The organism is Arthrobacter oryzae (assembly GCF_037911235.1).
GTDB lineage: Bacteria > Actinomycetota > Actinomycetes > Actinomycetales > Micrococcaceae > Arthrobacter > Arthrobacter oryzae_E.
Genome location: NZ_JBBLYW010000034.1, coordinates 100,359 through 119,381 on the forward strand (window position 1 = coordinate 100,359; position 19,023 = coordinate 119,381).

The 19,023-nt window shown below is 67.3% G+C and carries 15 protein-coding genes; 6 read left to right on the forward strand and 9 right to left on the reverse strand.

What is annotated here, in order from left to right; translation table 11 throughout:
* The first annotated feature begins 3 nt into the window (after positions 1-3).
* Positions 4-1,404: a DUF58 domain-containing protein gene (locus WMN78_RS10360; RefSeq protein ID WP_340533663.1), complete on the forward strand. Its 1,401-nt coding sequence runs from the start codon at positions 4-6 to the stop codon at positions 1,402-1,404.
* Positions 1,401-3,911, forward strand: a complete 2,511-nt coding sequence (locus WMN78_RS10365; protein ID WP_340533664.1) for a transglutaminaseTgpA domain-containing protein — start codon at positions 1,401-1,403, stop codon at positions 3,909-3,911. The genes WMN78_RS10360 and WMN78_RS10365 overlap by 4 nt, the downstream gene beginning before the upstream one ends.
* A gap of 24 nt (positions 3,912-3,935) precedes the next feature.
* Here WMN78_RS10365 and WMN78_RS10370 read toward each other — a convergent pair whose 3' ends face one another.
* Together WMN78_RS10370 and rsmI are read right to left on the reverse strand one after the other, a co-directional pair.
* On the reverse strand, positions 3,936-5,435 hold the full coding sequence (locus WMN78_RS10370; protein ID WP_340533665.1) for an NAD-dependent succinate-semialdehyde dehydrogenase: 1,500 nt from the start codon (positions 5,433-5,435) through the stop codon (positions 3,936-3,938).
* A gap of 155 nt (positions 5,436-5,590) precedes the next feature.
* On the reverse strand, positions 5,591-6,433 hold the full coding sequence (rsmI, locus tag WMN78_RS10375) for a 16S rRNA (cytidine(1402)-2'-O)-methyltransferase (protein ID WP_340533682.1): 843 nt from the start codon (positions 6,431-6,433) through the stop codon (positions 5,591-5,593).
* 258 nt (positions 6,434-6,691) lie between these two features.
* On the opposite strand from rsmI, the gene WMN78_RS10380 reads away from it, so the two are divergent.
* Positions 6,692-8,398, forward strand: coding sequence for a dolichyl-phosphate-mannose--protein mannosyltransferase (locus WMN78_RS10380; protein ID WP_340533666.1), 1,707 nt, complete (start codon positions 6,692-6,694; stop codon positions 8,396-8,398).
* Between the two features lie 91 nt (positions 8,399-8,489).
* Positions 8,490-10,319: an AMP-dependent synthetase/ligase gene (locus WMN78_RS10385; protein WP_340533667.1), complete on the forward strand. Its 1,830-nt coding sequence runs from the start codon at positions 8,490-8,492 to the stop codon at positions 10,317-10,319.
* Here WMN78_RS10385 and WMN78_RS10390 read toward each other — a convergent pair.
* The gene (locus tag WMN78_RS10390; protein WP_340533668.1) at positions 10,316-11,584 is read right to left on the reverse strand and encodes a TIGR01906 family membrane protein; all 1,269 of its coding nucleotides are present in this window, start codon (positions 11,582-11,584) and stop codon (positions 10,316-10,318) included. The two genes, WMN78_RS10385 and WMN78_RS10390, sit on opposite strands and share 4 nt — an antisense overlap.
* 121 nt (positions 11,585-11,705) lie before the next feature.
* Entirely contained in the window at positions 11,706-12,698 is a 993-nt protein-coding gene (locus tag WMN78_RS10395) for a stage II sporulation protein M (protein ID WP_340533669.1), read from the reverse strand.
* Between the two features lie 72 nt (positions 12,699-12,770).
* On the opposite strand from WMN78_RS10395, the gene WMN78_RS10400 reads away from it, so the two are divergent.
* Complete coding sequence (locus tag WMN78_RS10400) at positions 12,771-13,580, forward strand: RDD family protein (RefSeq protein ID WP_340533670.1); 810 nt, start codon at positions 12,771-12,773, stop codon at positions 13,578-13,580.
* Positions 13,581-13,590: 10 nt separating this feature from the next.
* Here WMN78_RS10400 and WMN78_RS10405 read toward each other — a convergent pair whose 3' ends face one another.
* The 4 genes from WMN78_RS10405 to WMN78_RS10420 all read right to left on the reverse strand — a co-directional run bounded on the left by WMN78_RS10405 (position 13,591) and on the right by WMN78_RS10420 (position 17,170).
* Entirely contained in the window at positions 13,591-14,823 is a 1,233-nt protein-coding gene (locus WMN78_RS10405) for a L,D-transpeptidase (RefSeq protein ID WP_340533671.1), read from the reverse strand.
* 95 nt (positions 14,824-14,918) lie between these two features.
* Positions 14,919-16,397 carry an adenosylhomocysteinase gene (gene ahcY / locus WMN78_RS10410; protein WP_340533672.1) on the reverse strand — a complete coding sequence of 493 codons (1,479 nt, stop codon included), beginning with the start codon at positions 16,395-16,397 and terminating at the stop codon, positions 14,919-14,921.
* A 64-nt stretch (positions 16,398-16,461) separates the two neighbouring features.
* Positions 16,462-16,689, reverse strand: coding sequence for a Trm112 family protein (locus WMN78_RS10415; RefSeq protein ID WP_340533673.1), 228 nt, complete (start codon positions 16,687-16,689; stop codon positions 16,462-16,464).
* Positions 16,690-16,780: 91 nt separating this feature from the next.
* A complete protein-coding gene (locus WMN78_RS10420) occupies positions 16,781-17,170 on the reverse strand; it encodes a DUF3499 domain-containing protein (RefSeq protein ID WP_340533674.1) in 390 nt (129 codons plus the stop codon).
* Positions 17,171-17,312: 142 nt separating this feature from the next.
* Here WMN78_RS10420 and WMN78_RS10425 point away from each other — a divergent pair, with 142 nt between their 5' ends.
* Entirely contained in the window at positions 17,313-17,840 is a 528-nt protein-coding gene (locus WMN78_RS10425; protein ID WP_340533675.1) for a metallopeptidase family protein, read from the forward strand.
* A gap of 7 nt (positions 17,841-17,847) precedes the next feature.
* Here the strand turns inward: WMN78_RS10425 and WMN78_RS10430 are convergent.
* Positions 17,848-19,023, reverse strand: a 1,176-nt coding sequence (locus WMN78_RS10430) for a DUF5719 family protein (RefSeq protein WP_340533676.1), incomplete at its 5' end; no start/stop codon positions are given.

A 19,023-nucleotide genomic window follows, 5' to 3' on the forward strand; every position in this document is an offset into this window, starting at 1 on the left:
ACGATGGCCCTCACGGACAGGCTCCCGGGACACCTCTTCAGCACACGGGGCTGGGGGATGCTGGCTTCCGGCGTGGTCTCCCTGCTGGCCGCGCAGGTCATGGGCCGCCGCGACCTGCTCACGCTGGGCATCCTGCTGATAGTCCTCCCGCTGGTCGCGCTGGCAGGAATCCGCATCCTGAAGCCCAGGTTCAAGGTGTACCGGGAGTTCAACCCCGCCAGCGTGGAAACTTCATCGACAACCATCGTGCGGCTTGCGGTGGCCAGGACCGGAGTGGCCACCGGACACGTAGTCATGGAGGAACACCTTCCGACCCGCTTCGGCGAATCGCCCGCGTTCAGGTTCCCGTCCCGCTCGGCCGTTGGCGGGACCAGCCGCTATGAATACCACCTCCGTTCCGGCAAACGGGGACAGTTCGTTATCGGACCGGTGACCGCGGAGTTCACCGACCCCTTCGGTCTCTCGCTGCACCGCCACGCGATCGACGACGGCGACACTCTCACCGTGACGCCTGCCGCCGTCGAACTCCCCGCGACGGGCCTTGCCGGCGCCCGCGGCAACGACGGAGTCACGGCCACCTGGATCCGGGCAAATCCCAGCGACGACGACGTCATGACCCGCGAATACCGCCATGGAGACCCCATGCGGCGGGTGCACTGGGCCGCAACGGCCAGGCATGGCGCCCTGATGGTGCGACAGGAAGAATCCGTGACCACGCCCGAGGCCACCATCATCCTGGACCAGCGGTGGTCGGCGTTTGTGCGCGGCCCGGGCGCCGCCTTTTCCGCCACCTCCGGGGAGGACGGCCACGAACTGGTGACCAGCGAGGCCTTCGAATGGGCGGTGACGGCCACCATGTCGGTCAGCGCCCACCTGGCGGAACGGAACTACGCCCTGCGCCTCCTCGATCCGGCGGGAGAGCCTGCGTTCCTGCATTCGCCCTCGGCCCCTGAACCTGAGGCCGAGGAATACACCGGGTCCGCCGGACTGCAGTCCATTGCCGAGAGCCTGGCGGCGATTCAACTCTCCGGCGCCCACCATGCCGCGCACCATGCGGCTCCCGAATCCGGGCCGCACCCCTTCGACGACCGGCTCATGGACAAGCTCGCAGCACACCGCCAGCGCGGCCCTGTGATGGCCATCCTGGGACATCTGCAGGCGGCAGAGGCACGCTCGCTGTCAGCCGCCGCCGGGTTCGGGGCCAACGCGTTCGCGATGATCGTCACCGACCATCCGGGCGAGTGCCAGGATGCCCTTGAATCGCTGAGGTCGGGAGGCTGGCGGGCAGTGGCGGTTTCCCCCGGCACATCAGTGCCGGCGGCGTGGTCCTTTTTCGACCAGCGTGATGCGGCCGCCGCCACGGCCGCCGCAGACGTCCGCCGCGGAACGGGAGTCAGCCGATGACCATGACCCCCCAGCGGCATTCCGGTCCCGGCCAGGAGGCCGGCCGCAGCCCTGAAGTCCTTGCACCATCACAGACGCCGGACGCCCGGTCGCGTCGGGCCGGGGCACAGCCGTGGGTCATGGCTGCCGCGGTCGCCCTCGCAGTCGCCGGCTCAGCCCTCTCCCTGAACGGGGTGCTGCGGGGATGGGCCTGGTATCCTCCGGTGCTGACCACGGTCTGCGTTGTTGCCCTGGCCATGGCTGCCCTGAGGTCGCTGCGCGCGCAGCCGTTCCTTGTGGCGCTGGGCGGCTTTGCGTCCCTCGTCTTCATCCTGACTTTCACGTTCTTCCGCAGGTACAGCATCGCCGGGTTCATTCCATCCGGGGACACCATGGAGCAGCTCGGCAGGTACTTGCGGCGGGCAAGCGAGACGGTCCTGGCGGAAAGCTCCCCGGTTGCTCCCAACGCCGGCATAGTCCTGGTGACGTGCGCGGTCCTGGGGCTGGTGGTCATCCTGGTCGATGCCCTCGCTGTGCCGTTGGCCCTTCCGGCAACCAGCGGGCTGGGCCTCGTGGCCATCCTGGTGGTGCCGGCCATGGTCAAACCGCAGAGCGTTGGCCTGTGGGGATTTGCCGCCGCCGCTGCCGGCTACCTGATGATCCTGGCCTGCAGCCAGTGGTTCGCTCCGGACAACCGCACCCCGGCCGACACCGCCCGCAATCCGGGACAGTTCCGCCGCGCTGCCATCACAGGCGGCATGGCGCTGGTGATCACGCTTCTCCTCCCCCTTGCCGTTCCGGGCTTCGACCAGGGCACCTTCCCGCAAGGTTCGCGGCTGAATCCGTGGGGTTCGTCCACCGGACTGAACCCCATGATCAGCCTGGGCAACAGCTTGCGGAGTCCCTCCGGTGACGGACGCATCACCTATGCCACCAGCGGCAGCAGGCCCCCGTACCTGCGGTCCGTCACGGTGGACCGGTTCGACGGCGACTCGTGGTCACCGGACGACCGCGATGCTTCCCGCCGTGTAGGGGTGGGGAGGATGGACGCCGGAAACGAGATCCTTGCTGACGAGCAGGTCCGCCAGGTGACAGCAGTCAACACCGGCCGTTTCACCAGCCCGTACCTGCCGGTGCCGTACGCTCCGGACGCGGTCAACGGCCTGGATGGACGGTGGAGCTGGGATCCCGCCACCCTGAGCATCAAGGGCGTGGACACCAACTCGCGGAACCAGCAATACCTGGTGCAGTCCACCGCCCCCCGGCTCACGCCGGAGCTCCTGTCCCGGTCCTCGGCGCCTGTACGCGGGATCCCGGAGGAGTTCATCCGCCCGCCCAACAACGTTCCGGACATTGTGCGCAGCACAGCGGATGCCGTGACCGAGGGAAGCGGGACCGCGTACGCCAAGGCGATGGCCATCCAGAACTACCTGCGCTCGGTCGAGTTCACGTACTCCCTGCAGTCCCCGGTCCAGGGCGGATACGACGGCAACGGGCTCTCCGTCCTCGCGGACTTCCTGACCCAAAAGAGCGGTTACTGCATCCATTTCGCCTCGGCTATGGCGGTCATGGCCCGGCTGGAGGGGATCCCTAGCCGCATTGCCGTGGGCTACGCCCCGGGGCGGTCCACGGGTGCCACGGTTTCGGTTCCCGGACAGGGCGCACTGACTGAATACGAAGTTGATTCCCGGGACGCGCACGCCTGGCCAGAGCTCTACTTCCAGGGCCTCGGCTGGGTTGCATTCGAACCCACCCCTTCGCGTGGAGTGGTGCCGGACTACGCGTCGCAGGCCTTCACCCCGGGCGGTGCCAGCACCAACGAAAACAACGACGACCTCATCCCGTCCAATGCCGCTACGCCGCCAGCGACACCGGGTGCCACCCAGGCTCCGCTGCCGGGACTGGATTCGGCCGGTGAAACAGGGCACCCGCTCACGATGCCGCTCTACCTAAGCGCCGGGATCCTGGTCCTTGCCCTGGTCGCGGCGTCCCCCCGGCTGCTGCGCGCGGGCCTGCGGTCCCGGCGGCTCAGGGGCGCACCATCCGCCGGCGTCACCACGGCCGAGGCAGCCTGGGCCGAACTGCGGGACCTGGCCACCGACTACGGCCTGTCCCCCGGCCTCAGCGAAACCCCCCGGCACTTCTCCAGCCGGCTTCGCGGTTCGGGTGCGCTTGGCGAACCGGACCGGCCGGACGACGCCGGCGCCCGCGCAGTTGCGTCACTCACCGCGGATTTTGAACGCCACCAGTACGGCCGGCCTGGCGGCGTCGCCGAAGGGTCCGACGTGCCTTCGGGGCCTTCGGCGGCCGACAGGATAGCCGCAATTCAGGCATCCCTGCGGAGCCATGCACGGCCTGCCCGGCGGTTGCGGGCGGAGTGGCTGCCGCCGTCGGTCATGAACCGGTGGGGGCGCACCGCCTCCGCCCCGCTCCGCGGGATCGGGAGGGCCGTCGCCATAACGGCGCAGGCCGCCGCGCGGTCCTGGCGGACGGTGCGCGACGGCCTGCGAAGGCTGCGGCAGGGCTAGCCTGCTGATTAGCCTCCCGGAGGATTAGCCTGCGTAGGGGTCGGCGATGCCGATGTACTGGGTGTAGAGGTATTCCTCGATGCCCTCCAGGCCGCCTTCGCGGCCCAGGCCGGACTGCTTCACGCCGCCGAACGGGGCGGCTGCGTTGGACACGACGCCGGCGTTCAGGCCGAGCATGCCGGTTTCGAGGCGTTCGCCCATCCGGATGCCGCGGTTCAGGTCGCGGGTGAAGACGTAGGCCACCAGGCCGTATTCGGTGTTATTGGCCAGCCGGACCGCTTCGTCTTCGCTGTCGAAGGTGATGATCGGCGCGACGGGTCCGAAGATTTCCTCGGACAGGATCCGGGTGCCCTCGGTGACGCCCTTGAGGATGGTGGGCTGGTAGAAGTAGCCCGGCCCGTCCACCGGTCCGCCGCCGGCAACGGCCACGGCGCCGGAGGCCACGGCGTCGGAGACGAGCTCGTGGACCTTGTCCCGGCTCTTGGCATCGATCAGCGGTCCCACCTTGGACTCCGGCTCGGTGCCGCGGGCGGTGGTCATGTCAGCCATTTTCGCGGCGAACTTCTCCGCGAACTCGTCCGCAACGGACTCGTGCACGATGAACCTGTTCGCCGCGGTGCAGGCCTCGCCCATGTTCCGGAGCTTCGCCAGCATGGCCCCGGCCACGGCCGCGTCAACGTCGGCGTCCTCGAACACCACGAACGGGGCGTTGCCGCCGAGTTCCATCGAGGTCCGCAGCACGGTCTCGGACGCGTCCGAGAGCAGCCGGCGGCCCACCTCGGTGGAGCCGGTGAAGGAGAGCTTCCGCAGCCTCGAGTCCTTGATCAGCGGGCCGGTGGTGGCACCGGCCGTCGAGGTCGGGATGACGTTCAGCACACCGGCGGGCAGCCCGGCTTCCTGCATCACGGCCGCGAACAGCTGGGAGGTCAGGGGTGTCAGGTTCGCGGACTTGAGCACCATGGTGCAGCCGGCAGCCACGGCGGGGGCGATCTTGCGGGTGGCCATCGCCAGAGGGAAGTTCCACGGCGTGATCAGCAGGCACGGACCCACGGGCTTCTTGGTGACCAGCAGCCGGGACTTGCCGTCCGGGGACACCGAGTAGCGGCCGAAGGCACGGACGGCTTCCTCGGAGAACCAGCGCAGGAACTCGGCACCGTAGGTGACTTCACCGCGGGCCTCCGCCAGCGGCTTGCCCATTTCCAGGGTCATCAGCAGCGCGAAGTCCTCCGCGCGGGCGGTGACCATCTCGAACGCACGGCGCAGGATCTCCCCGCGCTCACGCGCCGGGACCTTCGCCCAGGAATCCTGGGCGGCAGCGGCAGCGTCCAAAGCGGCCTTGCCGTCCTCGGGGCCGGCGTCAGCGATGCTGAGCAGGACCTTGCCGGTGGCGGGGTCCTCGACGTCGAACGTCTTCCCGGACGCCGCCGGGCGCCATTCGCCGTTGATCAGCAGTCCGGTGGGAACAGAGGCCAGCAGCTCGCTCTCGCGCTCCGCAGTAACAGTGGGCTGTGCAGTTGCAGTCACGATGACTCCCTCGTCAGCAATTCGGGTTGGGGATGGGTTCAGCACTTGGCTGCTTTACAGCCACGGTACTGCCGGCCGCTCAGGAGCGTCTATGCATGCGCGCACTGTGCACTCCGGACTTTGCTGTGCAGCTGCACAAGCCCGTGGACCGGTGTTTAGCGGGCGGCCAGCACCGCGGAATAGAGTTCCCGCTTGCTGATCTTGGCGTCCTCCGCGACGGCCGCCACGGCTTCCTTCAGCCTGATGCCCTGGGCAATCAGGCCGTTGACGGCGGCCACGTGGTCCTCCGGCTTGCCCGGCTCGCGTTCCGGGGCGCCGCCCACCACCACGGCAATCTCGCCGCGCACCTCGTTGCTTTCCGCCCATTGAAGCAGGTCGCCCAGCGTGCCGCGGATGACTTCTTCATAGGTTTTGGTCAGCTCACGGCACACTGCGGCCGGCCGGGCGCCGCCGAACCGCTCGCGCAGCGCCCGGAGCATCGGTTCCAGCCGGTGGGGCGCCTCGAAGAAGACCATGGTCCGGCGTTCGGCGTCGAGTTCGGACAGCCGGGAGGCACGTTCGCCTGCCTTCCGGGGAAGGAATCCTTCAAAACAGAAACGATCCGTGGGGAGTCCGGACAGCGCGAGTGCTGTCAGGACCGCGGAAGGCCCCGGTACCGCGGTGACCGTCAGGCCGGCCGCCACCGCACCCTCGACGAGCCGGAAACCCGGATCCGAGACAGCAGGCATTCCGGCGTCGGTCACCATCACGAGGGTCTTCCCGGCCCGCACCTGATCCAAAAGTTCGGCGGTCTTCGCGGCCTCGTTGTGTTCGTGGTAGCTGATGATCCGTCCGGCCACGGCTACGCCAAGGTTCTGCACCAGCCGGTGCAGGCGCCTGGTGTCTTCGGCGGCGACGATGTCAGCCGTCGTGAGAAGTTCCACCAGCCGGGGGGAGGCGTCGCCGACATTGCCGATGGGCGTCGCGGCGAGCACTATCCGGCCGGGCCTTCCGTCCACGGGGCGGGCTGCCGGTTCCGCGGCCGGAACCCATGCCTCGTCCGTGGCACCCGCCGCGTCCTCCGGCGTCGGACCCGCCGCTGTCAAACCTGCCGCTGCAACCGCACCTGCGGCCTCACCTGCCGCCGTGGCGGGGCCTCCCTCTGAATGAGTGCCGGCGTCATCGGAGCCGCTCGCGCGGGAAGTACTGAGTTGTTGGTCCACACGACCAGCCTACTGCTGGCAGGCTCTTCCAGCGCCAAAAGGTAGCATGGGCACGTGACGCAGACCTCCGTACCTCCTGTCGAGGCCCGCCCGGCCACCCCGGACAAGCCGGCGTCCGGGACTCCGGGACGCAACCTTGAGGGGCACCGGTGGATCCGCCGGCCGCAGGAAGCGTTCACGGAAAGCGCCCTGCAGGAACGGCTGTTGGGCGGCATCCGCTCCTGGCGCGACTATCCGCCGTCGCTTCGGCTCTGGTTCTGGCTCATTCCGGCCTTCACCGCCGCGATCGGCGGCATCCTCCGCTTCGTCCGCCTCGACAGTCCGCGCAGCCTGGTGTTCGACGAAACCTACTATGTCAAGGACGGCTATTCGCTGCTGGTCAGCGGGTACGAACGCAGCTGGCCGGACAAGGCCAACGAATCCTTCGTGGCGGGGAACCCCGGCGTCATCCTGTCCTCCCCCGAATATGTGGTGCACCCGCCTGTGGGCAAATGGATGATAGCCGCAGGAATGTGGCTGTTTGGCCCGGACAACCCGCTGGGCTGGCGGTTCGGCGCCGCCTTGACCGGGACGCTGTCCATCCTCCTGATCGCCCTGATCGCGCAGAAACTCTTCCATTCGCTGACTCTCGGGGCCGTGGCAGGACTCCTGCTGGCAGTGGACGGCCACCACCTGGTGATGTCCAGGACCTCCCTGCTGGACATCTTCCTGATGTTCTGGCTGCTCGCCGCTTTCGGTGCGCTCCTGATGGACCGCGACGACGGCCGACGCCGGTTGGCCGCCAGGCTGGGGCGCCAGGCCGCCGCTGCCGTGGGAGGCAGGCCTTCCGTGGTCCAGCTGGTTTCCGGGCCGTGGCTCGGCATCCGCTGGTGGCGCATCGCGGCGGGCGTCTGCCTGGGCCTCGCCGCGGGCACCAAGTGGTCCGCGCTGTTTTTCATGGCCGGCTTCGGCCTCCTGACCGTCTTCTGGGACCTGAGCGCGCGCCGCATCGCCGGCATCCGGGGCTGGATCAGCGCCGGCATCATCAAGGACGGAATTCCCGCTTTCCTCAGCATCATTCCGGTCGCCGGCCTCGTGTATGTGTCCGCCTGGACCGGCTGGTTCCAGTCGAAGGACGCGTACTTCCGCCATTGGGCCGACACCAACCCGTCAGCCCAGTGGGGCTGGATCCCGGGGCCCCTAAGGTCCCTGGCCCACTACCACCTGGAAGCGTACAAGTTCCATCAGGGACTCAGCTCGGACCACCCCTACGAGGCCAGCGCCTGGAGCTGGCTGGTGATGGGCCGGCCCACGTCGTTCTTCTACGAGTCCCCCAAGCAGGGAAGCCCGGGCTGCGACGTTGCCAACTGCACCTCAGCCATCCTTTCGGTTGGCAATCCCCTGATCTGGTGGAGTGCCACGGTTTCCCTGGTGATTCTGCTGTTCTGGTGGGCCGGGCGCCGCGACTGGCGGGCCGGCGCCATCCTGGCCGGGGTCGGCGCGGGCTACCTTCCGTGGTTCCTGTATCCGGAACGCACCATGTTCACTTTTTACGCCGTGTCCTTCGAACCGTTCCTGGTACTCGCCCTGACATATTGTTTGGGCCTGGTGCTTGGGCGGCGGCAGGACCCGTTGTGGCGCCGCCGCTCCGGGCTTTACCTCGTTGCACTGTTTGTGGCCGCTGCGGTGCTTCTCTCGGCGTTCTTCTATCCCATCTGGACGGCGGAAATCATTCCCTACCAGGACTGGCGGTTCCGGATGTGGATGCCGTCCTGGATCTAGGGCAGTATGGCAGGGGTGCCGCGGGCGATGGAACCGGTGGATGGAACCGCCGCCGGCAAAGCAAATCACGGATCTGGAACGGAGACTGGCTGTGAGAGAAGCAAGCACTGAACTGCTCGTGGAGCTGGATCAGGACAGCAACGTGACCGACCTGCTGCTCGAGCAGCTCGCCAAGGACCCGTCCCATGCCGTTTATGCCCGCAAGGGACCCAACGGCTGGGTTGATGTCTCCGTCCAACAGTTCCTGGACAGGGTCGTGGCACTGGCCAAGGGGCTGATCGCAGGGGGCCTGGCGCCCGGCGACACCGTCGCTGTGATGTCCGGTACCCGCTATGAGTGGACGCTGGTGGACTTCGCCATCTGGTTCGCCGGCGGCGTGACCGTTCCGGTGTATGAAACCTCTTCGGCGGGCCAGGTCGAATGGATCCTGCATGACTCCGGCGCACGCAGGGTGTTCGTAGAGGACCCCGCCAAGGCGGAGCTCGTCGGCGGGGTCCTGGCCCACTCCGAGCTGCTCGGCGACGCCGTGGTAAGTGTTGTGCGGATGGACGACGACGGCGGGGCACCCAACCTGTCGAGCCTCGCCGCCGCCGGCGCCGGCGTCACTGATGCAGAGCTGGAGCGGCACCGCAGTACGGCGGGCCTGGCCGACGTCGCCTCGCTGGTGTACACCTCCGGAACCACCGGCAAGCCCAAGGGCTGCGAGATAACCCACGGCAACTTCGCACTCGTGGCCACCAATATCGTGGGGTTCCTTCCCGAGATCCTGCGGCAGGAGAACGCGCGGACGCTGATGTTCCTGCCCCTTGCCCACGTACTGGCCCGAGCCGTCCAGGTGGTGTGCCTCAGCGCCGGGGCAACCCTGGGCCACACGTCCAGCGCCGCCCAGCTGCTGGAGGACCTGGCCACGTTCAAGCCCACGTTCCTGCTGGTGGTGCCCAGGATCTTCGAGAAGATCTATGCGGGTGCCGCCCACAAGGCCGCCCTGGCCGGAAAGGGACGGCTCTTCGCGGCCGCTTCCGCTGTGGCCGTGGACTACTCAACGGCGCTTGACGCCGCGGCCCGCGGACAAGGCAGCGCACCCGGCTTTGTACTCCGCGCCAAGCACGCCGTGTTCGACCGGCTGCTCTATCCCAAACTCCGCCAGGCTTTCGGCGGACAGGTCAGGTACACCGTCTCCGGCGCCAGCCCGCTGAGCTCCAACGATGCGCACTTCTTCCGCGGCGCCGGGATTCCCGTCCTGGAAGGCTACGGCCTCACCGAGACCACTGCCCCCTGCACAGCCAACACCCCGTCGCGCACCAAAGTGGGGACTGTGGGAATTCCCGTGCCCGGTACCACCATCCGGGTGGCCGACGACGGCGAGATCCTGGTCAAGGGCATCGGCGTCTTCAAGGGCTACCACGCCAACGAGGCCGCCAACGCGGAAGCGTTCGTGGACGGGTTCTTCCGCACCGGAGACCTCGGGTCGCTGGACGAAGACGGCTTCCTGACCATCACCGGCCGCAAGAAGGACCTCCTCGTTACCGCCGGCGGCAAGAACGTGGCCCCTGGCCCGCTTGAGGAAAAGATCCGGGAGCATCAGCTCGTGGCCCAGGCCGTGGTGGTGGGCGACGGGCGGCCCTTCGTCTCCGCACTGGTCAATCTCGACCCGGACGGCCTGGAGAACTGGTGCTCGGCGCAGCGGATTCCGGTGATGGGCGTTGCCGAAGCAACATCCGATGCCCGGGTCCGGGAGGCGGTCCAGGTCGCGATCGACCAGGCCAACCTGCTGGTTTCGAAAGCCGAATCGATCCGCAGCTTCGTCCTGCTGGATGCCGATTTCACGGTTGAGTCAGGTCACCTGACGCCGTCACTGAAACTCAAGCGTGCCGCCGTCGTCCGCGACTACGAGGCACACATCAACGGCCTATACCGCTAAGCGGGCACGTCCGCGTTCTTAGCCGCAGTCTTGCCCTCGTTCGTGTCAGCGGTCTTGTCATCGTTCGTGCCAGCGGTCTTGTCATCGGCAAGGCCGCGGCGCTTCCGGGTGGGCCAGGTGAGAATCAGGGTCACAACGGAGGCAATCAGGACCAGGGCGCCGATGACGATTCCGGCGTCAACCCAGAACTGTCCCGGGAAGAGCCGGATGAGGGTGTCGTCCAGGGCAAAGGTCCAGGTCCCGTTGGCGAAGAAGATCCGGTGGAACTCAGTGAAGAACTGCTGCCAGCCCAGCGCCGCCAGGGTGCCCAGCCCGAGGATGATCACCAGGGTGACAATGGAGCCGGCAAAAAGGCCGCGCCGGACCCCGCCGGTGCTGCGGCGGCGCAGGTAGATGATGGCGATAATGCTCAGCAGGATCAGCAGCGCGCCGCCGGCGAAAGCGGACAGGATGACCAGTTTGACGTCCGCCATGTGGCTGACTTCGCCCTCCTGGAACAACGCATCGCCGCTGCGGTTCACAAGTTCGCCAAGGTACCGCGGGCCGGACCAGTTACTCAGGTAGTCCACCGCATAGGACCCGTACGTCATGCGGTCATCCGTGCTAAAGCCGTAGCCGTCGCCGGGGAAGCCGGGACGGTTGTATTCCACCCAGAGAAACAACGGACTGGTGACGGCCCGGACGGCGAGGACCAGAAGGATCAGCGGGTAGAAGACAGCGAGAAGGACCTGCATCACGCGGGGCAGGACGGGCTTGGTATTGTTCGCCAGCTCCCGTTCGGCGTTCCGGCGCTCCACTTCGTCCTGCGGCGGACGCACCTGGAGGGCGGAGGTGGGCAGGGGTTCCCGGAAATGTGTCCCCCTCCCCTGCGGTTCGGCGGCAGGTTCGACGGCGGCCTCCGCGGCCTTGCGGTCGGCGCGGCTCCCGGCCTGGGGCGCAGGGGCGCCGGCCCGGGGTGCAGTGGCACCGGCCCGGGGTGCAGTGGCACCGGCCCGGGGTGCAGTGGCACCGGCCCGGGGCGCAGGAGCGGTGCCGGCGGACGCTGCCGGCTGGTCCTTGCCTGCCTCAGGGGCCGCGTCAGAAGGCGATTTGCCGGCAGGAATTGGTCCCGTTGCCGCCGTGCCTGCGCCCGCTGTACCTGTTCCCGCTATACCTGTTCCCGCAGCGGCGGGTCTCATCCAGTCGAACGCGGGTTCGTCGGTGTCGTCGGCCGGATCCAGAGGGGGATCCTGCCGGTTCGACGGGTTGGGCGTCTTCTCAGTCACTGCAGTTTCACTTCCGTAGGCGTCCGCGTCGCCGGGCACATGAGGCAACGCTACTTATCTCCTGATGAGCCTACCGTCAGGCACTCCGCGGCGGCAGGTGCCACCCCGTTCCGGAGAGTCTTCAGGCAGCCGACGCCGTGTATCCCGCGTCGGCGCTTTGCAGGTCACCGCGGGCCCCGGAGCGGTAGGCACGTCTACCCCACACCAGGACATAGACCCAGTAGGCAGCCAGAACTGCCGCGCCGATGCTGATCTTGGCCCACACCGGAAGGCTGCTGGGGGTGACGAACCCTTCCACGAGGCCGGAGACGAACAGCACCAGGACGAGACCCAGGGCCACGGTGATCAGCGAGCGTCCTTCCGCCGCCACTGCCTGCCCCCGGGTCCGGGGTCCGGGTGAGACCAGCGCCCAGAAGATCTTCAGGCCTCCCGCGCAGGCCACGAACACTGCGGTGAGCTCCATCAAACCGTGCGGCAGGATGTAGCTGAAGAAGACATCAGATTTGCCGACGGCAGCGAAGACACCCGCCGCGACGCCCAGAGCCTGGGCGTTGCCAAAGAGGATCATGGGAACCCAGAACCCGGTGATTCCCAAGGCAACCGCCTGGGCGGAGATCCACGCGTTGTTGGTCCAGACGGCACCGGCGAACGACGCGGCAGGATTTTCCGAGTAGTAGTCGATGAAATCCTCTTCGACGTACTGCTTGATGGTCGCGTCCGAGCCGAGGGCCCGGAGCGCATCAGGGGACGTCGAGATCCACAGTGCGTAGGCGCCCGCCACCAGGCAGAACACCAGCCCGCACCAGACGGTCAGCCAGCGGATCCGGTACAAGGCAGCCGGCAGCGCGATGACGAAGAACCGGGCGAGGTCGTCCATGAAGTTGGACCGTGCCCCGGTGAAACGTGTACGGGCCTGGGCCAGTGTGGCGGACAAGGACGCAGAAAGCCCGCTTTCGGGGGCAACCGAGCGGAGCAGGGAAAGGTGCGCCGACGTGGCCTGGTAGAGCCGCAGCAGTTCATCGGCTTCGCTTCCGTTCAGCCGCCGCTTGTATGCCAGCGCGTAGAGCCGCGCCCATTTGTCCCCGTTAACCGCGGAGAACGCATCGATGTCCACGGCACCACCCTAGCGCGCCCCGGATTAGACTGTGAGCGTCCGTAGGCGGCGTGTAGGGAACGGGGACCCGGCTTGAGCTCGATCATCACAGGTGAAGCAGTTGTACTCGAGCTCCGCCCGGCGTCATTCGCCGCGCGGGCGCTGGGCCTGATTCTGGATGTGGCGGCGAACGTCGTGCTCCTTATGGTGATGATGGCGGTGATCACCTCCGCCTTCAACGACCTTGACGGAGCGGCAGCGCGCACCCTAATGCTGGTCAGCGTGGTTTTCTGCTTCGTGATCCTCCCGGTGGCCGTGGAAACCCTCACCCGCGGCCTCTCGCTGGGGAAGTTGGCGGCCGGACTCCGGATAGTACGGGACGACGGCGGCGCCATCCGTTTCCGTCACGCCGTGATCCGCGGCCTGATCGGTTTCCTGGAGATTTACCTGACGTTCGGCGGCCTGGCCATCGCCGTCGCGCTGTTCAACGACAAGTCCAAGCGACTCGGCGACGTTGTGGCGGGAACCTACTCTCTCCGGCGCCGGGTCCCGGCGGAACCGCCGTTCGTCCCGTTCGTGCCGCCGCACCTGAGGTCCTGGGCAGCGCTGGCTGACATCGGCCGGATACCGGACGCCGTAGCCCGCCGCTCGGCGCAGTTCATCCGCCAGGCGGGCCGGATGTCGCCGGCGTCGCGCGCCTCCATGGCGGTGTCACTGGCCACGGAGGTTTCAGCGTCCGTCGCCCCGCCACCGCCCGGCGGTACCGGCCCGGAAGAGTACCTCGCTGCAGTCCTGGTGGAACGCCGCGAACGGGAACTGGGCCGGTTGACGCGGTCACGGGCACGGAGCACGGGCGTGGGGGAACGGCTGAACCGCCTTCCCTACGCCCGGGACACCCGGTAGGTTGCGTGTCCTACCGCTTGGCGTACTGCGCCCAGGGGATGTTCCAGTCGCCGTAGCCCTCCAGCGGTTCCACCGGCGGAGCGCCGGTGTTGAGGGTCTGCACGACGTCGCCCGTCTTCATGTTGTTGAAGAACCAGGCCGCGTCCGCCGGCAGCAGTCCGACGCAGCCGTGCGAAACGTTGACCTTGCCCACCGAGCTCCAGGCCGATTCGAGGGCCTGGTGGACGTAGACGCCTGACGACGTGAGCCTGTTGGCGTATTCCACGGTCAGCGGCGGGTAATAGCCTTTGTCCCCGGGCTTCAGGCCGATGCTTCCGGCGTTGAACTTGGAATGGCGTTCCTGTTCCATGATCACGGCGTACCCGGTGGGCGAGAGCCATTCGGCGTCGCCCAGGGTCACGGGAGCTGTTTTGACCAGCTGTCCGTCGAAGTAGACCTTCATGGTCTTGGTGACGTCGTCCACAATCGCGACGCGCTGAGGGCCCACCTTGAAACTGACCTTGGCATCCATGTTGCCGACCATCTTGTTCCCGAAATCCACACCGAACAGCTTCAGGTCGACAGTGACCTGGCTTCCGGAAGCCCAGAACGCCTCGGGCCGGATGCGCACACGCTGGTCCGAATACCAGCGCCAGGCCACAGCCTGGCCCGACGACGAGGTGACCGTGACGGCTTTCTCCATGGCCTCCTTGTTCAGGACCGGCTCGGAGAAGACGATTTCAATCGGCTGGCCCGAACCCACGGTGGAACCGTTCTGCGGGTAGACGGCGGCGTCGGCCTCGTTGGCCGTGGCCACGGTGGTGAAAGTCTGGTTCTTCTTCGTTTCGCGGCCCGCCTGGTCCACGATCGTGAAGGCGTACTCGTAAGCCGCGTTGAACTCCAACGGGTCCAGGGCGGTCCAGGTGGAACCGTCGGGGCTGAGCGTGCCCTTGACCGGCTCGCCGCCGTCTGCAGTTGCCAGGACAACGTCCTTCACCGTTCCGTTGACGGCTTTGACGGACGGTGCGACGGCGGGGTTAACACCCGCGGCGCGGTCAGTGGGAGTCACGCCGAGCTCGACGGCCTTGACCACGGGAGAAGCCAGGCCCGGTTCGTTCCGGACCGGGGCGGACGACTCCGACTGGAAAGCGGGCTCCGCCCAGCTGGGTGCCGTGGCGACGCCGATGCCGCCGGCAGCGACCGCAGCACAAATGGCGACGACGCCCAAGATCTTCATGGTTTTCCGCTTGTGGACTTCAGTCATGACCTTCTCCATGTCCCCCGACAGGCCCGTGATTAGCCCCCAATGATTTTACCGCACGCCGGGCGGGCCCCACGGCCCGCCCGGGTGGGCCGCCCTTAGTAGCGGTAGTGGTCCGGCTTGTACGGACCGGCAACGTCCAGGTCCAGGTATTCGGCCTGCTCCTTGGACAGTTCCGTCAGCTCCACGCCCAGGGCGTCCAGGTGGAGCCGGGCGACCTTCTCGTCGAGGATCTTCGGCAGCACGTAGACCTGATTGTCATATTCCCGTTCGCCCTCGGGCTGGTCCCGCTTGGTGAAGAGTTCGATCTGCGCGATGGTCTGGTTCGCGAACGAGTTGCTCATCACGAACGAGGGGTGGCCGGTGGCGTTGCCCAGGTTCAGCAGGCGGCCTTCGGAGAGGACGATGATGGACCGTTCCTGGGCTGTTCCCTCGTCGAGTACCCATTCGTGCACCTGCGGCTTGATTTCGACCTTCTTGATGCCGGGAATCCGGGCCAGGCCGGCCATGTCTATTTCGTTGTCGAAGTGTCCGATGTTTCCGACGATGGCCTTGTCACGCATTCCGGCCATGTGCTCGGCCATGATGACGTCCTTGTTACCGGTGGTGGTGATGAAGATGTGACCTTCGCTCAGGACGCTCTCCAACTTCGCCACCTGGTAGCCGTCCATGGCTGCCTGCAATGCACAGATCGGGTCGATTTCGGTGACGATCACCCGTGAACCCTGGCCGCGGAAGGCCTCCGCGGCGCCCTTGCCGACGTCGCCATAGCCGCAGACGACAGCGATCTTGCCGCCCATCAGGACGTCCGTGGCGCGGTTGATGCCGTCCGGCAGCGAATGGCGGATGCCGTACTTGTTGTCGAACTTGCTCTTGGTCACCGAGTCGTTGACGTTGATGGCCGGGAAAAGCAGCTTGCCCTGCTCCGCCAGCTGGTAGAGGCGGTGTACGCCGGTGGTGGTCTCTTCCGTGACGCCGAGCAGGCGGGAGCCGATGCGGGTCCATTTCTGCGCATCGGCTGCCAGCGAGGCCCGCAGGACGTCGAGGAAAACGCGACCTTCATCGGACTCGTCCTCTGCCGCGGCCGGGACGGACCCCAGGGCTTCGAACTCCACGCCCTTGTGCACCAGCATGGTGGCGTCGCCGCCGTCGTCGAGGATCATGTTCGGACCAAGGTCCGGGTTGCTGTCTGCGCCGGGCCAGGTGAGGATCTGCTCGGCAGTCCACCAGTATTCCTCGAGGGTCTCCCCCTTCCACGCGAAGACCGGAACGCCCTGCGGGTCCTCAGCCGTGCCGTTGCCCACCACAACGGCGGCAGCGGCTTCGTCCTGGGTGGAGAAGATGTTGCAGGACGCCCAGCGGACCTCGGCACCCAAGGCGGTGAGCGTCTCAATCAGCACGGCGGTCTGGACCGTCATGTGGAGGGAACCGGCAATCCGGGCACCCTTGAGCGGCTGACTGGCGCCGAACTCTTCGCGCAGGGACATCAGTCCCGGCATCTCGTGCTCTGCGAGGCGGATCTGGTGGCGGCCGGCCTCAGCCAGGGAAATGTCGGCAACCTTGTAGTCGAAAGTCATATGAGTCCTTGTGTTGGATCCGGAAAATTACTGGAACGGAAGAATGGTGTGTCCGTTCGGCGAACTACGGGAAGTTCAGGCCGCCGTCGTGCTGGTCCGACGACGCAGCGTTCGCTGCGGAGACAAGTTCCGGCGGCAGCAGCAGCGGAATGCCGTCCTCGATGGCGTAGCGCAGCTTTTCCCCGGCCTCGCCGGCGGCGGTCGAGACGAGTTCGTCGCCGTCCTGCACCAGCGGTGAGCCGGTCACGGGGCAACGCAGGACAGACAACAGGTCAGGACTGATCTTTGGCATGGTGGATGCTCCCTGATGGGCGCCGCAGCAGGCGCCGGTGGCCGATGGATTTGCAGCTTCCAGCGTACAAGCTTCCCGGCGCTACCGCGGCTTAGGACGGTTCGCGGAGGATGCGCAGGTGTCCCCTGCGGGCGCCCTCGGCAGCCGGCGGGGCCTCGAGCGCGGCATGCACTGAACGCTGGCCCGGCACGGGGTCCGCGGCGGACGGCCGCAATGCCGCCTCCCGGACGGCGTTGGCAAGGGCCAAAAGGTCATCGGGTCCCGGTTGCGGGGGCGTCGTCGGCATGGCCAGGCGCAGCACTTCCCAGCCCCGGGGCACCGTGAGGGATCCCGCATGCTGTTCGCACAAATCGTAACAATGGGGCTCGGCGTATGTTGCCAGCGGACCAAGGACTGCCGTGGAATCCGCATAGACGTACGTCAGAGTTGCCACCGCAGAGTTGCGGCAGGCTGATCTAGAACATTGACGAATAGCACCCACGACATCACAGACTACTCCCCGTTCGCAGCCGTGCCCTGCATTCAGGTCCGTACCGTTTTCCGGTGTCGCGGAATGCGGAGTCGGTCAGTGTGGCGTTTCGGGTTATGTCGCGTAATTCAGGCGGCGGGTTTAGAGTCAATGTATGCAGCAATCGCACCTCGTTCCGGGTTTTACGGTCCGGTTGGCTGACCCGGGAGCCGGCCAGCCGGCGGACAACGCCGCGCCCTCGGGAGCGGTCCGCGGGAAGGGCTTCCGGGAGCGCCGCCGGAACCGCCACGGCAGGGGCCTGCGCGGCGAACTGATGTTGCCCACACTGCCGGGATACCGCACCCGATCAGACCGCTTCGACGAGATGGTCATGGATTCCGCCCAGCGCCTGCACGACATCTGGGGAAAACCCTTGGACGGGGTCAGGTTCGCTGTTGATGAGATCCCGCAGGGCCTGGAACAGCTGGTCGCGGACCGGTCCCCCGCACCGATGGGCCTGTATGAGCCCGCCACGGCGGACGAAGGTCCGGTGATCACGCTCTACCGGCGGGTCATCGAGAACGCCTGTTCAAGCCGGGAGGAACTCCAGGACCTGGTCCACGACGTCGTCGTGGAGCGCACCGCCGAAATGCTGGGCGTTGCACCGGAAACGCTGGACCCCGTCTACCGGCGCCGCTACTAGCCTGCCGCTAGTAGCCCAGCTTTACCGCAACCTGCTCCTGGCCCGCCGCGCCCGGGGCCACCGCCACCGTCGCGATGTCCGCACGCCCGTCCTCCTCCAGCAGCACTGTGCCATAGGCAGCATCGCCGGACGCGGACACGACGTAGCCCAGCACCGCAGCGGCGTTCACTTCGCCAGGAACCTTGATGAGGGCCGTGGTGCCGCCGGCGATGTCGGCCGTGGCGGCTGCGCGGACCTTTCCGTCGGCCGTGATGGGCGTGTAAGTGATCTTGGCCCGGCCCTCCGGTACGCCCAGGACCAGGTACCGATCACCACTGCGCGGTACCGTGACCACGTGCTGGCTGCCAAGCCTGGCCGCCGACGGCGACCAGGCGAAGTCCGTGGCGCTGGTTGATGTGAGCCCGCGGGTGACCCGCGAAGCAGCTGTAAACGACACGTCGGAACTGGCTGCCACGGTGTACTGCCCGGCTGGTACCCCGGCCAACGAAACCTCGGTCACGGACCCGCCCTTGGCCGTCACCACGCCGCCGCCCGGCAGTGCCTTTTGGCCGTCGCGTCCGTAAAGCTTGATTTCCACCACGGCGTCCGCGGGTCCCGGTACAGCGATCTGGAGCGCCGCGGCGGCGTCAGCAAACCCCTGTTTGGCGGTGAGTGTCCTGGCCGACGCCGGATCCTGGATGTCCACTCCGGACATCACCTGCCGGGTGGCCGGGGCCGCCCCGGGCACAATGAAGTCCACGCCGCCGGGGGTGAGCCCCCTGAGGACGCTTTGCTGGATGATGGCGGTGACCGGCCCGCCGGCGCTGCGGGCGCGGATGCTGAGCTTGTCCTGGTCAGGAGCTATTCCTGCCAGCACGATTGAACGGGTGGTCCCCGGCGCAACCAGGAGTCCCCTGCTGCCGGGCGCCTGGATCTGGCCCGCCGCGCCATACAGATCCAGGCTGACGGTGGCCGGAGTACTGGAGGCGTTGCTGAGGTGGAGGACCGCCGTCCGCCCCAGCGAAGTGTTCGCTCCCAACAGCCACAGGTCGTTGGCCGGCGCCTGGCAACCGGCTGCCGCCGCGCCCTGGAGGTCACCGTCGGTGGCGGTGTAGCTCGTGACGGCACCGGCCGTGGCCTGCTGGTTTCCTACCGCGTCCGCGGTCAGGACGCTGACGGAATCAACCGCCCGCTGGGACACGAT